Origin of the sequence: Micromonospora trifolii (assembly GCF_050516465.1) — a bacterium.
In the GTDB taxonomy this organism is placed as follows: domain Bacteria; phylum Actinomycetota; class Actinomycetes; order Mycobacteriales; family Micromonosporaceae; genus Micromonospora; species Micromonospora trifolii.
This window is the reverse complement of record NZ_CP191526.1, coordinates 2,144,092-2,159,114: the sequence shown is the minus strand read 5'-3', so window position 1 is coordinate 2,159,114 and position 15,023 is coordinate 2,144,092. Positions and strand designations below refer to the sequence as shown.

Sequence of the window (15,023 nt, the reverse complement as noted above, 5' to 3'; positions counted from 1 at the left end):
CTTCCCACCCGATTCCCCCTGTGTTGCCGTCCGGGCACACCCCGCCCGGGATGCCGCCTCGATCACCCCCTCGGCTCGGCGACGCGTGCCAGCAGCAGGCTCACGTTCTGGCCGCCGAACCCGAACGAGTTGGTGACCGCGTACTCCAGGTCGGCCTTGCGGGGGTTGCCACGGATGTGGTCCGCCGGGCAGGCCGGGTCCGGATCGTCGAGGTGGTACGTCGGCGGCAGCAGCCCCCGACCGAGCGCCAACGCGGTGGCCGCCGCCTCCAGCACCCCGGAGGCCCCCAACAGGTGACCGGTGAGGGCCTTGGTGGAGCTGACCGGCACACCGCCGACGCCGAAGACGTCGGCGAGGGCGGTGGTCTCCGCGATGTCACCGAGCTTCGTGCCGGTGCCGTGCGCGTTGACGTAGCCGACCGCCGCCGCCGGCACACCGGCGCTGCGCAGCGCCCGGCGGATGCACGCCGCCGCGCCGGCGCCGTCCGGGCGGGGCGCGGTCGGGTGGTACGCGTCCGTCGTCGCGCCGTGGCCGGCAACCTCGGCGTACCCGGCGACGCCGCGCGCCGCGGCGTGCTCAGCGCGTTCGAGCACCAGCAGCGCGGCCCCCTCGGACAGAACGAACCCGCTGCGGGAGGTGTCGAAGGGTCGACTCGCCCGGCCCGGGTCGGTGCCGGCGCGCGCCAACGCCCGCGCGTTGCCGAAGGTGTCGGCGAAGGTCGGGAAGAGCGGTGCCTCGCTGGCACCGCAGAGCACCACGTCGACCTCGCCGGTCGCGATGAGCCGCACCCCGTCGGCGACCGCCTGGGCGCCGGAGGCGCAGGCGGTGCCGACCGACGAGCTGTAGCCCCGGATGCCGTGCGCGATGGCGATCCGCGCCGCCGGCATGTTCGGCAGGATCCCGGTGAGCAGGTACGGGCTGACCGCCGCCCGACCCCGGGCCGCCCGGGCCAGCACCTGCGACTCCAGGGTGGCCATCCCGCCGACCCCACCGACGATCACACCGATCCGGTCGGGGTCGACGTCGCGGCCCACCTCGATGCCGGCGTCGGCGAGAGCGTCGGCCGCGGCGAGCAGGGCGAGGACGACGATCCGGTCCAGCACCCGGGTCTCCGGCCCGGAGGCGACGGTGCGCGGGTCGATGTCGGGCAGCAGGCCGGCGACGTCCAGCGACTTGCTCGCCGGGTGCCCCTCGGGCGGGCGGGTCAGCCCGGACCGGCCGGTGGTCAGCGCGTCGAAGGTCTCCTCGACGCCCCGCCCGACCGGGGTGAACAGACCCATCCCCGTGATCAACGCGCTCACGAAGTGGCCTCGGTGAGGTAGCGCTCGCGCAGGACCACCTTGCGGACCTTGCCGGTCACGGTGACCGGGATGTCGGCGGAGCCCACCGGCACGACCCGGCGCAGTGTGGCGCCGACGTCCGGGCCGAGGGCGGCGCGGACCCGATCGGTGCGGTCCTCGGCCTCGTCGGCGCCGGCGGCCAACTCCAGCAGCACGTCGGTGACGACCGCGCCGGCCTCGGCGACGATCACCACGGTGCAGTCGGTGACGTCCGGGCAGGCGGCGAGGATGCGCTCCTCGGACAGCGCTGTGTAGAAGCGCCGCCCGTCACCGGCGTCGACCGAGTCCACCGCCCGGTCCAGGTGGTAGTAGCGGCCGTCGGCGTCAGCGCGGACCAGGTCACCGGTGAGGTACCAGCCCCGCTGGCGGAAGCGGTGGGTGGTGACCGAGTCGTTCCAGTAGCCCCGGAACAGCGACGGTGAGTCGATGCCCAGGAAACCCACCTCGCCGACCGGCACCGGCTCACCGTCGGCGTCGAGCACCGCGACCTTGGCGAACCGGTACGGGCGGCCGATGCAGCGGCCGTACCGGTCGGTGTCGGCGCGGTGGGTGATGTGGAACATCGAGTGCCCCATCTCGCTGGAGCCCAGCCCGTCGATGAAGACCGAGCCGGGCACCTTCGCCACCCCGTCGCGGGTGACGGTGTCGTGCCAACCGACCGCGACGAGGCGGCGGATGTGCGGCTCGTGCGAGGCGTCGCCGGTGTTGAACCACAGCCGCACCGAGTCCAGGTCGTACCCGGACAGGTCGAAGCGGGCCAGCTCCGCCCAGGTGACCGAGAAACCGAACACCCCGTCGGGGCGCCAGCGTTGGATCGCGTCCAGCACCTGCTCGCCGCCCTGTTCGGAGAGCAGGAACATCTGAGCGCGGTTGCCCAGCGCCTGGTTGACCATCAGCACCGTGGCGGTGTGCGGTGCGGGCAGCGCGTTGAGGATCCGGGTGGTGCCCTGCGCCTGCGGCATGGTGAGCAGGTGTCGGGTGGCCGCGAAGAGGCTGGCGTGCGAGTGCAGCACCGCCTTGGGCACCCCGGTCGTCCCGGAGGTGTGGGTGATCACGATCGGGTCGTCCGGGTGGTGCCGGTAGTGCGCCGGGGCCGTGGCCGGATCGCCCGTGCCGGCCTGCGCGGGGGTGCCGAGCAGGGGTACGCCCAGGTCGTGCCCGGCCAACAACGCGGTGTGCGCGTCGTCGGCCAGCACACCGACGCCCCGCAGGCGGCGGATGTACTCGGCGGCGATCTCCGGGCGGAGTTTGCCGTTCATCAGCGCCGGGATCGCCCCGAGCCGGGCCAGCGCCAGGAAACTGAGCACCATGTCGGCGGCGGCGGTGGCCCAGACGGCGACCGGGTCGCGAGGGCGTACCCCTTGTTCGTGCAGCCAGGCGGCGCGGGCGGCGACCCGCTCGTCGAGCCGCCCGAGCGTCAGTGGCGTCTCGGCGGGGTGCCCGTCGACGGCGGTGTCGAAGGTCAGGCCGGGCCCGTCCGGGTCGGCGCCGTGCGCCAGTACCCGGGCCAGGACGTTGCCCGCACCCAGCTCGGTGTCGGCGGCCAGTGCGCCGCGCAGTCCCCGTGTCCTCATGGTCGTGCTCCTCCCCCCAGCAGCACCGCGACCGCCTCGGTCGGCTTGTCGGGTGCCTGTTCGATCAGGATCAGCAACACCTCGTCGGCGTCGCCGTCGTCGCGCAGCAGGTCGGCCTCGTCGACGCCGTCGGTGTACGGGTCGCCGGTCGGGCTGAGGCAGACCACCGGGCCACGCAGGTTCCAGCGGGCCGCGATGTGCCCGGCGACGCTGTTGGGCACGGACTGGAAGAAGAACAGTGGGCCGATCCGCCCGCCGGCCTCGACGGTGGCCCGTACGTGCTGGGCGCTGGCGAGATCACCGCTGGCGCTGACCAGCACGATCCCCGTCCGCATCCCGGCGGGCACTCCCGCCGACCCGTACCCCCGTCGCAGACACCGTTCCGCGACGGCCACCACCACCGGCGCGAAGTCCGAGTGCACAAACCCCGGCACCCCCGCCACCGTGCCCTCGACGTCCCCACCCTCAGGCCAGAAGGCCCGAGCCCTCTCCCCGGCCCTCTCCCCCGGCGATCTTGCGGTCTCGGTCGTCGATCTGGGTGCTTGGTCGGATTCGTCGGGGCAGAAAGTGCGAGATCGCGGGGAGATGGGGGCGGTCATCCGACGCCGACCAGGAGAGCGGTGTTGGCGCCGCCGAAGGCGGCGTTGAGGGTCAGGGCGTGGGTGGCTTCCGTCTGGTGGGGACGGTCCATGACGACGTTCAGGGGGCAGGAGTCGTCTCGGCCTAGCCAGCCGGCGTTGACCGGCAGTTGGCCGTGGCGCAGCGCGAGCGCGGTGACCACCAGTTCGAGCAACCCGGACGCCTCCAGCGCGTGCCCGTGCACCGACTTCGTGGAGCTGACCGGGACCCGGTTGGCATGCCCGCCGAGGGCCCGACGCAGGGCGGCCGCCTCGGCGGTGTCGCTCTGCGCGGTACCTGTCGCGTTGGCGTTGACGTAGCCGACGGACTCCGGTGGCAGCCCGGCCCGGCGCAGCGCGCCGTCGACCGCGCGGGCCAACCCGGTGCCGCCAGGCTCCGGCTGGCAGGGATGGAACGCGTCACCGGCCCGCCCCCAACCAGCCACTGTGGCCACCGGATCGACACCGCGCCGTCTGCCGGTGCTCGATTCCAGCACCACCGCGGCCACCCCGTCGCCCAGCAGCAACCCCCGGCGGCCAGCGCTGAACGGGCGGACCGCCCCGTCGACCGCGAGGGCGCGACCGGCGTCGAAGAGCGCGAACTGGTCCGGTTCCACCAGGTAGCCGGCCGCGACCACCACCCGCTCGACGTCACCCCGGGTGATCCGAGCGGCGGCGTCGGCCACCGCCGTGCTCGCCGACACGCAGGCGCTGGTGTAGACCCGGGTGTGACCCGAGAGTCCACCTCGGGTGGCGAGCTGACCGGCGAGCACGGCCGGCGTCGGGCCCACGGCCGGGCCGCCGTGCACGGCGAGCAGCAGGGAGCACCCGGCGCGCTGCGCGCGGTCCAGACCGGCCGCCCGACAGGCCGCGTCGATCGCTGCGGCCAGCTCGTCGGGGAGCGTACCGACCTCGGGCAGGGTGGCCGCCACGGTGACCCGGCGGGCGGCTGTGTCGAATCGGCCCACCGGTCCGAACGCCGGCACCCCGGCCAGCACACCGGCGAGCTGCGCATCGGCACCCCGCCCCAGGGCGCTGACCGCGTGCACACCGGTGAGCTGGGCGACGCGCGCCTCAACCATCTGCGGAGACGGTCAGCGCCGCCCGGAACACCAGCAGGGCGTCGTCGACGGTGCGGATGCCGGCCAGTTCGTCGTCGGTGATGTCGAGCCGGCGTTCGTAGCGCTGCTCGACGAGGTGCACCAGCCAGGCAAGCTCCATCGAGCCGATCCGGTCGGACACCTCGGCAGCCGGTTTCGCGGTGAGTTCGGCGAGCATGGTCATCAGGTCAGCTCGCCCCAGATCGGGCTGACCGCTCATCAGGCTTTGTCGCTCGTCGCCTCGGTGACGCGATTGGCGACCATGGTGGTGAACTCGCCGACCGTCATGAGGGCCAGCTGCTCCGACTCGTCGTCGGCGAACGTCAGGCCGTACCGGTCCTCGACCCGGACGGACAGGTCGGCCAGGGCGAGAGACTCCAGGTCGACGCCGGAGGGGCCGAGCGTGGTGTCGTCGTCGAGCCCCTCGACGTCGTAGTTCATGTCGGCGAGCTGCTCGACGACAAAGGCGCGGACCTCGGCTCTCATGGATACCCTCTCTGCGTGGCTCAGCTGACGGTGTCCGGTCGGGACACCGCCTACGTGTGGGTCGGTCGGGACACCGGCGGTCAGCCGGATCCGGCCGCTGTGCTGTTGCGGCGGGCGGGTGCTCTGCTGCTCGGTCGCCCGGAGACCGAGCTGGTGCTGACGCACGACCGCGAAGGACGGCCGGCCGTCAGGGTCGACGAGGTGACCGGGTCGGTCGAGCTGGCGGTCAGCGTCAGCCGCACCGCCGGGCTGGTGGTGGTCGCCGCCCGTCGGGCCGGTGCGGTCGGGGTGGACGTGGAGCGGATCCGCCCGCTGCCGGCGCTCGCGCTGGCCCGCCGCTGGTTCCCGCCCGCCGAGCTGGCCTGGTTGGACGATCGGCCCGAGGCCGGTCGGACTGTGGACTTCCTGCGGCTGTGGACCGCCAAGGAGGCGGTCGGTAAGGCCCTCGGGCGGGGGTTGCGGAACGGCGGGCTGCGCCGGTTGATGCCGGCGCCGGGGCTGCCGTTGCGACCGGTACCCGGTGCCGAGCCCCTGCGGGTCGGTCACCCGCAGCTGGGCGGGGGCCTCGTCCTGGCGGTCGCCGCGCGGGCGAGCGGGCAGGTCGACGTCGAGGTGGTGCAGCGGCCCGGTCACGGGGTGACCGCCGAGCGCAGCGCGTCGGTCGAGCGGACCAGCTTGCCGGTGGTGGTACGGGGCAACTGATCGAGCAGGTGCAGCGCCCGGGGCCGTTTGTAGCCGGCCAACCGCTCGGCGAGGAGCTTGTCCAGGGTCTCCTCCGACAGCGGGCCGTCGGGTTGGACGTACGCGGTGATGCCGTCGTCCCAGACCACCACCGCGGCGGCCACCCCGGTCAACTCGGCGACGGTGGCCTCCACCTCGGTCAGGTCGACCTTCAATCCGCCGACGGAGACCTGCGAGTCGAGTCGACCGCGCACCGTGACCAGGCCGGTGTCCTCATCGACGGTGCCGGCGTCACGGGTGTGCAGCCAACCGTCGGACCAGCGGGTCGGGTCGCTCAGTCCGACGTACGGCGACGCCGGGCAGGACACCCACAGCTCACCGCCGGTCTCGCGGACCTCGATGCCGGGCGCCGGGGCGATCGACGGTCGGTGCGCGCCGTGCAGGTCGGTGCCGATCACCCCGACCTCGGTCATCCCGTACATGTTGCCCAGGGGCACCCCGTACCGGTCGGTGAACGCCCGGGCGACGGCGGCCGGCACCAGCTCGCCTCCGGTGGTCATCCGCCGCAGCTGCGGCAGTGGACCGGTCGGGCGGGTGGAGGCGAGCAGTCCGATGTGGAACGGCACTCCGAGCACGGTGGCCGGTGTGGTGCCGGCACTGATCGCGGCCAGCACGGCGTCGCCGCTGAGCCGCTCCGGCGGAACCAGCTCGACCCCGGCGTGCAGCCCGTAGAGCAGGCCGCCGACCAGGCCGAGCACGTGCACCATCGAGGGCAGCAGGATGATCCGCTCGCCGGGCAGCGCGACCCCGTCGATCCGGGTGTAGCGGTGCACCTCGGCGACCAGGTCGGCGGCGGTGCGGCCGATCACCTTGGACGGGCCGGTGGAGCCGGAGCTGAGCTGGATCACGGCGTGGCCGCTGACCGCCGGACGGTCGGCGTACCGGGTGACGCCCTCGGTGACGTCGACGAAGATTTTCAGCGCTCCGCCACCGGTCCGCACCGGGGCGACCACCACCTGCGGGGTCAGCCGGGCCAGCGCCCGGTCCACCTCGTGGTCGGTGAGCCGGTGGTCGAGCAGGATCGCCTGCCCCCCGGCGCGCCAGGTGGCCAGCAGGTTCACCACGTACGCCAGGGACGGCGGCAACCGCAGCGCCGCAGCGCCGCCGGGGCGCAGTCCGGCGGCGGTGAGCCGGTCCTGCGCGGCGGTGACCAGCCGGTGCAGGGTGGCCCGGTCGACGGGCTCGGGCAGACGGAGACAAACGTCGGTCGGGTGGCCTGCGAACAGGACTTCGTCCACCCATCCCGGGTCGGTCGCCGTAGGATCTTCTGCCGTCACTGCCGATCACCGCCCAGCATCAAAGAGGGCGAATCCGCCCATCACGTACGCTTGTCGGGGTGCTGCGGGGAACCATACGACCCTCAACGACGGCATTGCTAGATGCGAATGGATGGATCAAAAGCAGCGGCCAGCCGGATTGCCGACAGCCCGTTCGGCGGACAGGATCGGGCGGGCGATTCGGCAGAGCGTCACCGAGCCATGACGCCTCGTACAACCGTCGCGCGGCCCCAGCCGGACGGCCGATGGCGTCGCGGTCACCGGCTGAGAGCCGACGACTCGCGGCCGCTAGCTCGGTTTGATGCTGGCGAGTTGGACCAGCAACTGAACCAGCCGGTATGCCTCGGCGAAGTCGGCGGCGTGGAAGGCGACCGTCCGGCCGCCGCCGACGCGGGCCACACCCGGCACCAGAGTGGCGAGGTCGACCATGTAAGGACCGTAGAGGTCGACCTCGACGTCCAACGGCCCGGCCATCTTCGCCGGGGGAATCGAGGCGCGCCGGGCGACTGCGTCGGCGGCTGCGTGGCGCAGCCGCTCCCGTGCCTCCTGCGGATGCAGGGCCACCGCGGCGGCCTGCCCCAGGGTCTGCTTGACGGCGACGGTGACTGCCGAGGGCACCAGTTCACCGAACTCGGCGCAGGCGGTGTCGTCTCCGCTGAGCAGGACGACCGGCGCGTCCAGGTGTCCCGCCATGGCGACGTTGAGGCCGATCTCGCCCAGCGATCGTCCGGCCACCCGTACGTCGAGGACGGCGTCGCTTATCGTGTGCGCCAGCACGGCGGGCCCGGCACCGGCCCGAGCGTGATAGCCGACGAGCAGAACGGCATCCGTCTGCTCGTCCAGCCCCGCTAGCATGCCCAGCGGGCGGGGTTTGCCCCGCACGAGGTGAGCACGCCGGTCGAGGTCCTCCGGCAGGATGTTCCGAAACGTCCCGTGCGCGTCGGCGACCCACACCACCGCGTCGGGTTCGGCATCGAGGACCCCGGCGATCACCGCGTTCGCCTCGGCCGTCATCAACGCCCGGCCGCGCTCGTAGTCGTACCGATCCGGATTCGTCTCGGTGGGATGCACGATCCCCGAGATGCCTTCGAGGTCGACCGAGATCAGTACCTTCATGGCCCCAGGACCCTACGCGCTCCTGACGCAATATCGACCCCGCCCGCGGCGAAGCCCGCCCCACCGCGCCGATCTCGCAGTTTCGGTCGTCGGGAAGGGAGCCGTCGATCATGGAGTTGTGGTGCCTGGATCGTCGCAGTAAGGGGCACTTGTGGCGGGCTCAACCGGTGGTTGCAACACCCTTCGGTGATTTTCGTTGGGGTGGCTATGGCGTCGAGGTTGAGTCCGCTGGAGCGGGAGCAGATCGGGTTGGGTCGGGCTGCGGGTGAGTCGTTGCGGTCGATCGCGCGAAGGTTGGAGCGGTCAGCGTCGACGATCTCGCGGGAGGTGGGTCGGTTCGAGCGTTATGGGCAGCGGTATCAGCCGTTGATGGCGCAGTGGGCGTCGTTTCTGCGGCATAACCGGTCCGGGCGGGTGCCGCGGTTGGCTGACGGCGGGCCGTTGCGTCAGGTGGTGCTGGATATGCTGCGGCGACGCCGTTCGCCGCAGCAGGTCAGTGCTCGGCTGCGGGTGCAGTTCCCGGACACGCCGGAGATGTGGGTGTCGCACGAGACGATTTACCAGGCGATCTACCTGCAGGCGCGGGGCAACCTCCGCGCGGAGTTGACGCGGCAGGTGGCGTTGCGATCAGGGCGGGCCGCTCGTCGCCGTCGGGCGGCGTCAGCCGGGGCGGTGCGCTCGGCTCGGCCGTGGGTCGACCTGCGTATCGCTGACCGGCCGGCTGAGGTCGCTGACCGGGCGGTGCCCGGTCATTGGGAGGGTGATCTCCTCGAGGGCGTCCGTCGGGGTGGGCGCGGTGGTTCCGCGATCGCCACGCTGGTCGAACGCGCTACCCGGTTCGTGATCCTGGTCGGACTGCCCGAGGGCAAGGTCTCCGACCACGTCGTGTCCCAGTTGGCCGCGGCGATGAGCTGGCTCCCGCAGCGGTTGAGGGCCTCGCTGACCTGGGACCAGGGCGTCGAGATGGCCCGGCACCGTGACTTCACCATCGCCACCGACTGCCCGGTCTACTTCTGCGACCCACACAGCCCCTGGCAGCGTGGCAGCAACGAGAACACCAACGGACTGCTCCGCCAGTACTTCCCCAAAGGCCAATTCGACTTCACCACCATCGACCAAACCGGCCTCGACCACGTCGCCGACGAACTCAACGACCGCCCCCGCATGACCCTGGGCTGGGCCACCCCAGGTGAGAAGATGACCCAACTTCTAGGTGTTGCAACCACCGGTTGAGCCCACCTGTCCCCCACCACAACTCCATGATCGACGGGGGCGGTGGGGCGGGGGCGGGGCGGGGGCGGCGGGGCGGGGCGGGGCGGACCGTCAGGCTAGGGCCGGGGTTTGGGCGTGGATGTGGAAGCGCAGCGAACGGGCGTCGGTGAAGCACTCCCGCATCGGACGCACCAGGTCCCGGTGCTCCGGGCTGCGTTCCCACTCTTCGAAGTCGGCCAGGCTCGCCCACTCACTGGTGATCAACCACTGCTCCGGGTCGGTCGACGACCGGCACACCTGGTCGACCAGGTGCCCCGGCACACCGCCGGCGACCAGGTGCCGCACCTCCTCGTACGCGGCGAGGAACTGCTCGGTGCGCGGCACCGGCACCCGTACCAGGAAGACCACCCGGGCTCGTTTGTCGCTCATGACGCCTCTCCCCTCATCGGCGCGGCCCCGCGCAGGACCAGCGCGCTGTTGAACCCGTCGAAGCCCCGCGCGCAGATCAGGGCGAGTCGGCTGCGCGGTCGGCGGTGCTCCCGTAGGAAGTCCAGCTCGCAGCCCTCGGCCACCTCGTCCGGCCCGGCCGACGCGGGCAACGTGTCGTGGGCGAAGGCGAGCAGCGCGGTGGCCACGTCCAACGCCGAGCCGCCCTGGTACGCCCGACCGGTCAGCGGTTTCTGCGTGGTCGCCGGGGGCGGCCGGTCGGCGAACACGGCACGCAGCGCCTCGGCCTCGCTGCGGTCGTAGCGGGGCACACCGAGCGCGTCGGGCAGCACCACGTCGATTCCGGCCGCGGCGACGCCCGCCCGGTCCAGGGCCAGACGCATCGCCCGCGCGTACTGGGCCGGGTCGCCGGTGCTCTCCGCCGTGGTGTGCGCGGCGTCGTGGGTGGAGCCCCAGCCGCTCACCTCGCCGTAGACCCGGGCGCCCCGGGCCAGGGCGTGCCCCAGCTCCTCCACCACGAACACCGCTCCACCCTCGGCCGGCAGGTAGCCGCTGGCCTTGGCGTCGAACGGCCGGTAGGCCCGCTCCGGGTCGGCGACGTCACTGAGCAGCCCCGAGCGCAGCTGGCAGGCCAGCGCGTACGGGCTCAACGGGCACTCGGTCGCCCCGGCGATCACGACCGGGGTGCCCCGGCGCACCGCGCGGGCGGCGTGCGCCAGGCTGTCCAGCCCGCCGGCCGACTCTGCGACCAGCACTCCGCTCGGACCCTTGAACTGGTGGTGGATGGAGAGCTGCCCGACGCTGGCCGCGTAGAACCAGGCGATCGACTGGTACGCCCCGACCGTTCGGGACGTGCCGCCCCACAGCCGTTGCAGTTCCCGCTGACCGAACAGGTTGCCCCCGGACGAGCTGGCCAGGGTCACCGCGTAGCCGTACGGGTCGGGGGCCCGGTCGGGCAGGCCGGCGTCGGCCAGCGCCAGCCGGGTGGCGGCGAAGCCGAGGTGCGTCCACCTGTCGGTCTGCACCAGTTGTCGGCTGTCGGCGTAGGAGTCGGCGGTGAAGCCGGGCACCTCCCCGCCGAAGCGGGTCGGATAACCGGCCGGGTCGAACAACGTGATCGGGCCGGTCCGGCGGGTGCCGGCGAGGACCGTGCGCCAGTGCGCGTCCGCGCCGATGCCGCTCGGTGCGACCACCCCGATGCCGGTCACCACCGCCCGGGCCGTCGCGCCGCCACTGTGCGGAGCGGCGCTCACGCCGCCACCGCGCCGAGCATCCGACGGAAGACCATCGCCGACTGGAAACCGCCGAACCCGCTGCCCACCGAGAGGGCCACGTCCACCGGCACCTCCCGCGCCTCATTGGGTACGTAGTCCAGGTCGCACTCCGGGTCCCGGGTGCTCCAGTTCGCCGTCGGCGGCACCACACCGAACTCGATGGCGAGGGCGCACGCGGCCATCTCGATCGACCCGATCGCGCCGAGCGAGTGCCCGACCATCGACTTGATCGAGCTGATGGGTATCCGGTAAGCGGCCTGGCCCAGCGCCCGCTTGAACGCGGCCGTCTCGTGTCGGTCGTTCTGCCGGGTGCCCGAGCCGTGCGCGCTGATGTAGGAGACCTGCTCGGGCAGGATCCGGCCCTGCCGGAGCGCGTCGGTGACGGCGAGGCCCATCTCCAGCCCGTCCGGCCGTAGCCCGGTCATGTGGAAGCCGTTGCTGCGGCTGGCGTAGCCGGCCACCTCGCAGTAGATGTGCGCTCCCCGCCGCCGGGCGTGCCCGGCCTCCTCCAGCACCAGCACCGCCCCGCCTTCGGCCAGCACGAATCCGTGCCGGTCGGCGTCGAACGGGCGGGAGGCGTGTGCCGGGTCGTCGTTGTCCGGGCTGGTCGCCTTGATTGCGTCGAACGAGGCGACAGTGACCGGCGAGATCGGCGAGTCGGCCGCGCCGGCCAGCATCACGTCCGCCTCACCGTCCACGATCATCTGGTGGGCGTACCCGATGGCGTCGATGCCGGAGGTGCAGCCGGTCGACACCACCTGCGCCGGGCCGTGCAACCCGTGCCGGCAGGCCACGTCCGCCGCGAGGCTGCTGGGCACCAGCGCCTGATAGAGGTACGGGCCACCACGCGCCCCGTCCACCAGCCAACGCCGGCCGTGCTCGCTCACGGTGACGTACTCCTGCTCCAACGCCATCGTGCCGCCCACCGCCGTGCCCAACACGACCCCGGCCCGGTCCCGTTCCGCGTCGGTGAGCACCAACTGGGCGTCGGCCACCGCCTCGGCGGAGCAGGCCAGCGCGAACTGCACGTACCGGTCGGCCCGCCGCAGTTCGGCCTCGCTGAGCCCCGCCGCGACCGGGTCGAAGTCGCACTCCGCCGCGATCTGCGACCGGAACGCCGACGGGTCGAAGAAACTGATCCGCCGGGTGGCGGTCCGCCCCTCGGTGATGGTCTTCCAGAAGCGGTCCCGGCTGGCGCCGCCCGGGGCGACCACCCCAATCCCGGTCACCACCGTGCGGCGCCCCGTCATGACCCGCCCCGCTGTTCGACCAGTTCGGTGTCGACGTGGCCCAGTTCGGGCCGGGGGGCGAGCGGGCCCAGGTGGAAGACCACCTCGGCCGGTTCGACGCCGGTGTTGCGCAGCCGGTGCCGCACGTTCACCGGTACGAAAAGCCCCTCGCCGGCGGCCAGCAGCGTCGGCTGGTCGTCCAGGTCCACGGTGATCGCGCCCCGGACCAGGTACAGGAACTCCTCGCTGTACGGGTGGTAGTGCTCGGCGATCCGCTCCCCCGGCTCGAGCGTGGCCACCCCGAGGAAACCCGAGGTGCTGCCGACGGTGCGGGGGCCGAGCAGCACCCGCAGCTCACCGCCGCGCCGGCGGTCGGCGGGTACGTCCCGGGCGGCGATCGGGCGGGTGCTCAGGTCACTCATCGTCGGCCTCCGTCGGTGCGTCGCTGGCGGTCGGGCTGCCCTGGTCGGCGCGCTGCCAGGCGGTCCGCTCCACCCGGTCCTTGATCACCGCGAGTTGGATCACGCTGTTGGTGTTGATCCGCTCCGTCATCGCGGCGTTGTCGACCGGCGCGGTCGGCTTCATCGCGAAGTCCTGCGTCCAGGTCATCCGGGTGCCACCGGCCTCCTCGGTGTAGCGCCAGTGGATGCGCATGTACTCGAACGGCCCGGTCTCCACCCGGTGCGCCCGGACCTGCCTGCTCACCGGGTCGGCGGTGCGCTCGCTGACCCAGCTCCAGGAAACCCCGTTCTCGTCGGGGTACATGGTGAGCCGGAACCGCACCGTGTGCCCCTCGCGGTGCAGGATCTCCACCACGGCGTACTCGGTGAACAGCTCGGTCCAGTTCGCCACGTCGTTGGTGACCTCCCAGACCAGCCCCAGCGGCGCGTCGATGAGCACGCTGTTCTCGGTGTGCCCGGGCGGGTCGACGCGGCGGGTGACCAGGTCGGCCACCGCCGGGATGCTCAACTGCCCGGCCTGCTCGGGGATGCTCACCTGCCAGCGGTCGGCGACGACCGCCGACAGTTCCAGCAGTGCGAGCGAGTCCATGCCCAGCTCCTCCAGCGACGCGGCGGGCGCCCGGGCCGCGGCGTCGGCGTCCAGCCCGCAGTGCGCCACCAGGATGTCGGTGATCTCGGCGGTCATCGGGCGACCATGGGTGACGGTCATCGGGTCCTCCTGTGGGTTGCGTCGGGATCTGCGGCGGGCGCGGTACGCGGTGCGGGGGTGGCCGTCGGCCCGGGCACGGGCGCGGCGAGCAGACGGTCGACCAGGCCGGTGGTGTAGCGGCCCTTGCGGAATGCGGCGTCGTCGAGCACCCGCCGGACGAACGGGATGGTGGTGTGCACGCCCGGACCGGCGATGTCGAACTCGTCCAGGGCACGTTCCAGCCGGTTGAGGGCCAACTCCCGGTCGGGCGCCCAGACGATCACCTTGGCCAGCAGCGAGTCGTACCAGGGGCCGACCAGGTAACCGGCGCTGGCGTGGGTGTCCACCCGGGTGAACGGGCCGCCGGGTGGGGTGAACCGCTCCAACCGGCCGGGGGTGGGGGCGAAGCCGCGCTCGGGGTCCTCGGTGTTGACCCGACACTCCACCGCGACGCCGTGCAGGCGGATCTCCTCCTGCCGCCAGCGCAGCGGCACCCCGGCGGCGATGTGCAGTTGCTCGTGCACCAGGTCGATCCCGGTGACCATCTCGGTCACCGGATGCTCCACCTGGATCCGGCAGTTGATCTCCAGGAAGTGGAACTTCTCCTCGGCGTCGACCAGGAACTCCAGCGTGCCGGCACCGACGAAACCGACCTGGAGCGCACCCCGCAGGGCGGTCTCGGCGATGGTGTCGAGAACGGCGGCGGGCAGCGCCGGGGCGGGCGCCTCCTCGACCAGTTTCTGGTGCCGGCGCTGCACCGAGCAGTCCCGGGTGCCCAGGTGCACCCCGTTGCCGTGGGCGTCGCAGAGCACCTGCACCTCGACGTGCCGCGCCTCGGTGAGGTAGCGCTCGACGTACACCCGGTCGTCGCCGAAGGCGGCCTGCGCGGCGGCCCGGGTCCGGGTGTACGCCCGGCGCAGCTCGCCCGGGGTGTGCACCACTGTCATTCCCCGGCCCCCGCCCCCGGCGGCGGCCTTCACGATCACCGGGTAGCCGACGGCCTCGGCCACCTCCGCCGCCGCTGCGGCGGTCGGCACCGGCGCGACACTGCCCGGCGACAGCGGCAGGCCGGCGCGGCTCATCAGCGCCCGTGCCGAGGACTTGTCGGCCAGCGCGGCCATCACCGCCGGTGGCGGGCCGATGAACGTCAGCCCGTTGTCGGCGCAGATCTCCGCGAAGTCGGCGTCCTCGGAGAGGAAGCCGTAGCCGGGGTGCACGGCCTGCGCGCCCACCTGCCGCGCCGCCTCCACGATGGCGGCGGCGTTGAGGTAGCTGCGTCGACTCGACGCCGGTCCGATCCGGACGGCCTGGTCGGCCAGGCGGACCACCGCCGAGTCGGCGTCGGCGGCGGAGTAGACCACCGCCGTCCGCACGCCGAGCTCCTTGCAGGCGCGCAGCACCCGCAGCGCGATCTCGCCCCGGTTGGCGATCAGCACGGTCTCGAACATGGTCAACCACTCC

General features: G+C 72.8%; 16 protein-coding genes. 2 read left to right on the top strand and 14 right to left on the bottom strand.

Annotation, left to right across the window (positions count from 1 at the left end; translation table 11 throughout):
- Positions 1-62: 62 nt before the first annotated feature.
- The 6 genes from ACQRWP_RS10020 to ACQRWP_RS09995 form a co-directional block, all read right to left on the bottom strand.
- Positions 63-1,301 (bottom strand): beta-ketoacyl-[acyl-carrier-protein] synthase family protein, encoded by a 1,239-nt coding sequence (locus ACQRWP_RS10020; protein WP_430501953.1) that lies wholly within the window; start codon positions 1,299-1,301, stop codon positions 63-65.
- A complete protein-coding gene (locus ACQRWP_RS10015; protein ID WP_430501951.1) occupies positions 1,298-2,914 on the bottom strand; it encodes a class I adenylate-forming enzyme family protein in 1,617 nt (538 codons plus the stop codon). The genes ACQRWP_RS10020 and ACQRWP_RS10015 overlap by 4 nt, the downstream gene beginning before the upstream one ends.
- Entirely contained in the window at positions 2,911-3,357 is a 447-nt protein-coding gene (locus ACQRWP_RS10010) for a beta-ketoacyl synthase chain length factor (protein ID WP_430501949.1), read from the bottom strand. The genes ACQRWP_RS10015 and ACQRWP_RS10010 overlap by 4 nt, the downstream gene beginning before the upstream one ends.
- A gap of 152 nt (positions 3,358-3,509) precedes the next feature.
- On the bottom strand, positions 3,510-4,613 hold the full coding sequence (locus ACQRWP_RS10005) for a beta-ketoacyl synthase N-terminal-like domain-containing protein (RefSeq protein ID WP_430501947.1): 1,104 nt from the start codon (positions 4,611-4,613) through the stop codon (positions 3,510-3,512).
- Entirely contained in the window at positions 4,606-4,851 is a 246-nt protein-coding gene (locus ACQRWP_RS10000) for an acyl carrier protein (protein ID WP_430501945.1), read from the bottom strand. The genes ACQRWP_RS10005 and ACQRWP_RS10000 overlap by 8 nt, the downstream gene beginning before the upstream one ends.
- Positions 4,851-5,117 carry an acyl carrier protein gene (locus ACQRWP_RS09995; protein ID WP_196922961.1) on the bottom strand — a complete coding sequence of 89 codons (267 nt, stop codon included), beginning with the start codon at positions 5,115-5,117 and terminating at the stop codon, positions 4,851-4,853. Before ACQRWP_RS09995 ends, ACQRWP_RS10000 begins: the two co-directional genes overlap by 1 nt.
- 15 nt (positions 5,118-5,132) lie before the next feature.
- Between ACQRWP_RS09995 and ACQRWP_RS09990 the strand changes: the two genes are divergently transcribed.
- The gene (locus ACQRWP_RS09990) at positions 5,133-5,819 is read left to right on the top strand and encodes a 4'-phosphopantetheinyl transferase family protein (RefSeq protein WP_430501942.1); all 687 of its coding nucleotides are present in this window, start codon (positions 5,133-5,135) and stop codon (positions 5,817-5,819) included.
- On the opposite strand, the gene ACQRWP_RS09985 is transcribed toward ACQRWP_RS09990, so the two are convergent.
- Positions 5,747-7,096: a class I adenylate-forming enzyme family protein gene (locus ACQRWP_RS09985; RefSeq protein WP_430501940.1), complete on the bottom strand. Its 1,350-nt coding sequence runs from the start codon at positions 7,094-7,096 to the stop codon at positions 5,747-5,749. The two genes, ACQRWP_RS09990 and ACQRWP_RS09985, sit on opposite strands and share 73 nt — an antisense overlap.
- 327 nt (positions 7,097-7,423) lie before the next feature.
- On the bottom strand, positions 7,424-8,251 hold the full coding sequence (locus ACQRWP_RS09980) for a M55 family metallopeptidase (protein WP_430501938.1): 828 nt from the start codon (positions 8,249-8,251) through the stop codon (positions 7,424-7,426).
- Between the two features lie 207 nt (positions 8,252-8,458).
- On the opposite strand from ACQRWP_RS09980, the gene ACQRWP_RS09975 reads away from it, so the two are divergent.
- Positions 8,459-9,484: an IS30 family transposase gene (locus ACQRWP_RS09975; protein WP_430501936.1), complete on the top strand. Its 1,026-nt coding sequence runs from the start codon at positions 8,459-8,461 to the stop codon at positions 9,482-9,484.
- A gap of 90 nt (positions 9,485-9,574) precedes the next feature.
- On the opposite strand, the gene ACQRWP_RS09970 is transcribed toward ACQRWP_RS09975, so the two are convergent.
- The 6 genes from ACQRWP_RS09970 to ACQRWP_RS09945 are packed head-to-tail and all read right to left on the bottom strand — an operon-like array spanning position 9,575 to position 15,010.
- On the bottom strand, positions 9,575-9,892 hold the full coding sequence (locus tag ACQRWP_RS09970; RefSeq protein ID WP_091408806.1) for an antibiotic biosynthesis monooxygenase family protein: 318 nt from the start codon (positions 9,890-9,892) through the stop codon (positions 9,575-9,577).
- Positions 9,889-11,163, bottom strand: a complete 1,275-nt coding sequence (locus ACQRWP_RS09965) for a beta-ketoacyl synthase N-terminal-like domain-containing protein (protein WP_430501934.1) — start codon at positions 11,161-11,163, stop codon at positions 9,889-9,891. The genes ACQRWP_RS09970 and ACQRWP_RS09965 overlap by 4 nt, the downstream gene beginning before the upstream one ends.
- The gene (locus ACQRWP_RS09960) at positions 11,160-12,434 is read right to left on the bottom strand and encodes a beta-ketoacyl-[acyl-carrier-protein] synthase family protein (RefSeq protein ID WP_430501932.1); all 1,275 of its coding nucleotides are present in this window, start codon (positions 12,432-12,434) and stop codon (positions 11,160-11,162) included. The genes ACQRWP_RS09965 and ACQRWP_RS09960 overlap by 4 nt, the downstream gene beginning before the upstream one ends.
- Entirely contained in the window at positions 12,431-12,835 is a 405-nt protein-coding gene (locus ACQRWP_RS09955; protein ID WP_112587250.1) for a cupin domain-containing protein, read from the bottom strand. Before ACQRWP_RS09955 ends, ACQRWP_RS09960 begins: the two co-directional genes overlap by 4 nt.
- Complete coding sequence (locus ACQRWP_RS09950; RefSeq protein ID WP_430501929.1) at positions 12,828-13,583, bottom strand: SRPBCC family protein; 756 nt, start codon at positions 13,581-13,583, stop codon at positions 12,828-12,830. Before ACQRWP_RS09950 ends, ACQRWP_RS09955 begins: the two co-directional genes overlap by 8 nt.
- Complete coding sequence (locus ACQRWP_RS09945) at positions 13,580-15,010, bottom strand: acetyl-CoA carboxylase biotin carboxylase subunit (protein WP_430501927.1); 1,431 nt, start codon at positions 15,008-15,010, stop codon at positions 13,580-13,582. Before ACQRWP_RS09945 ends, ACQRWP_RS09950 begins: the two co-directional genes overlap by 4 nt.
- Positions 15,011-15,023: the final 13 nt, after the last annotated feature.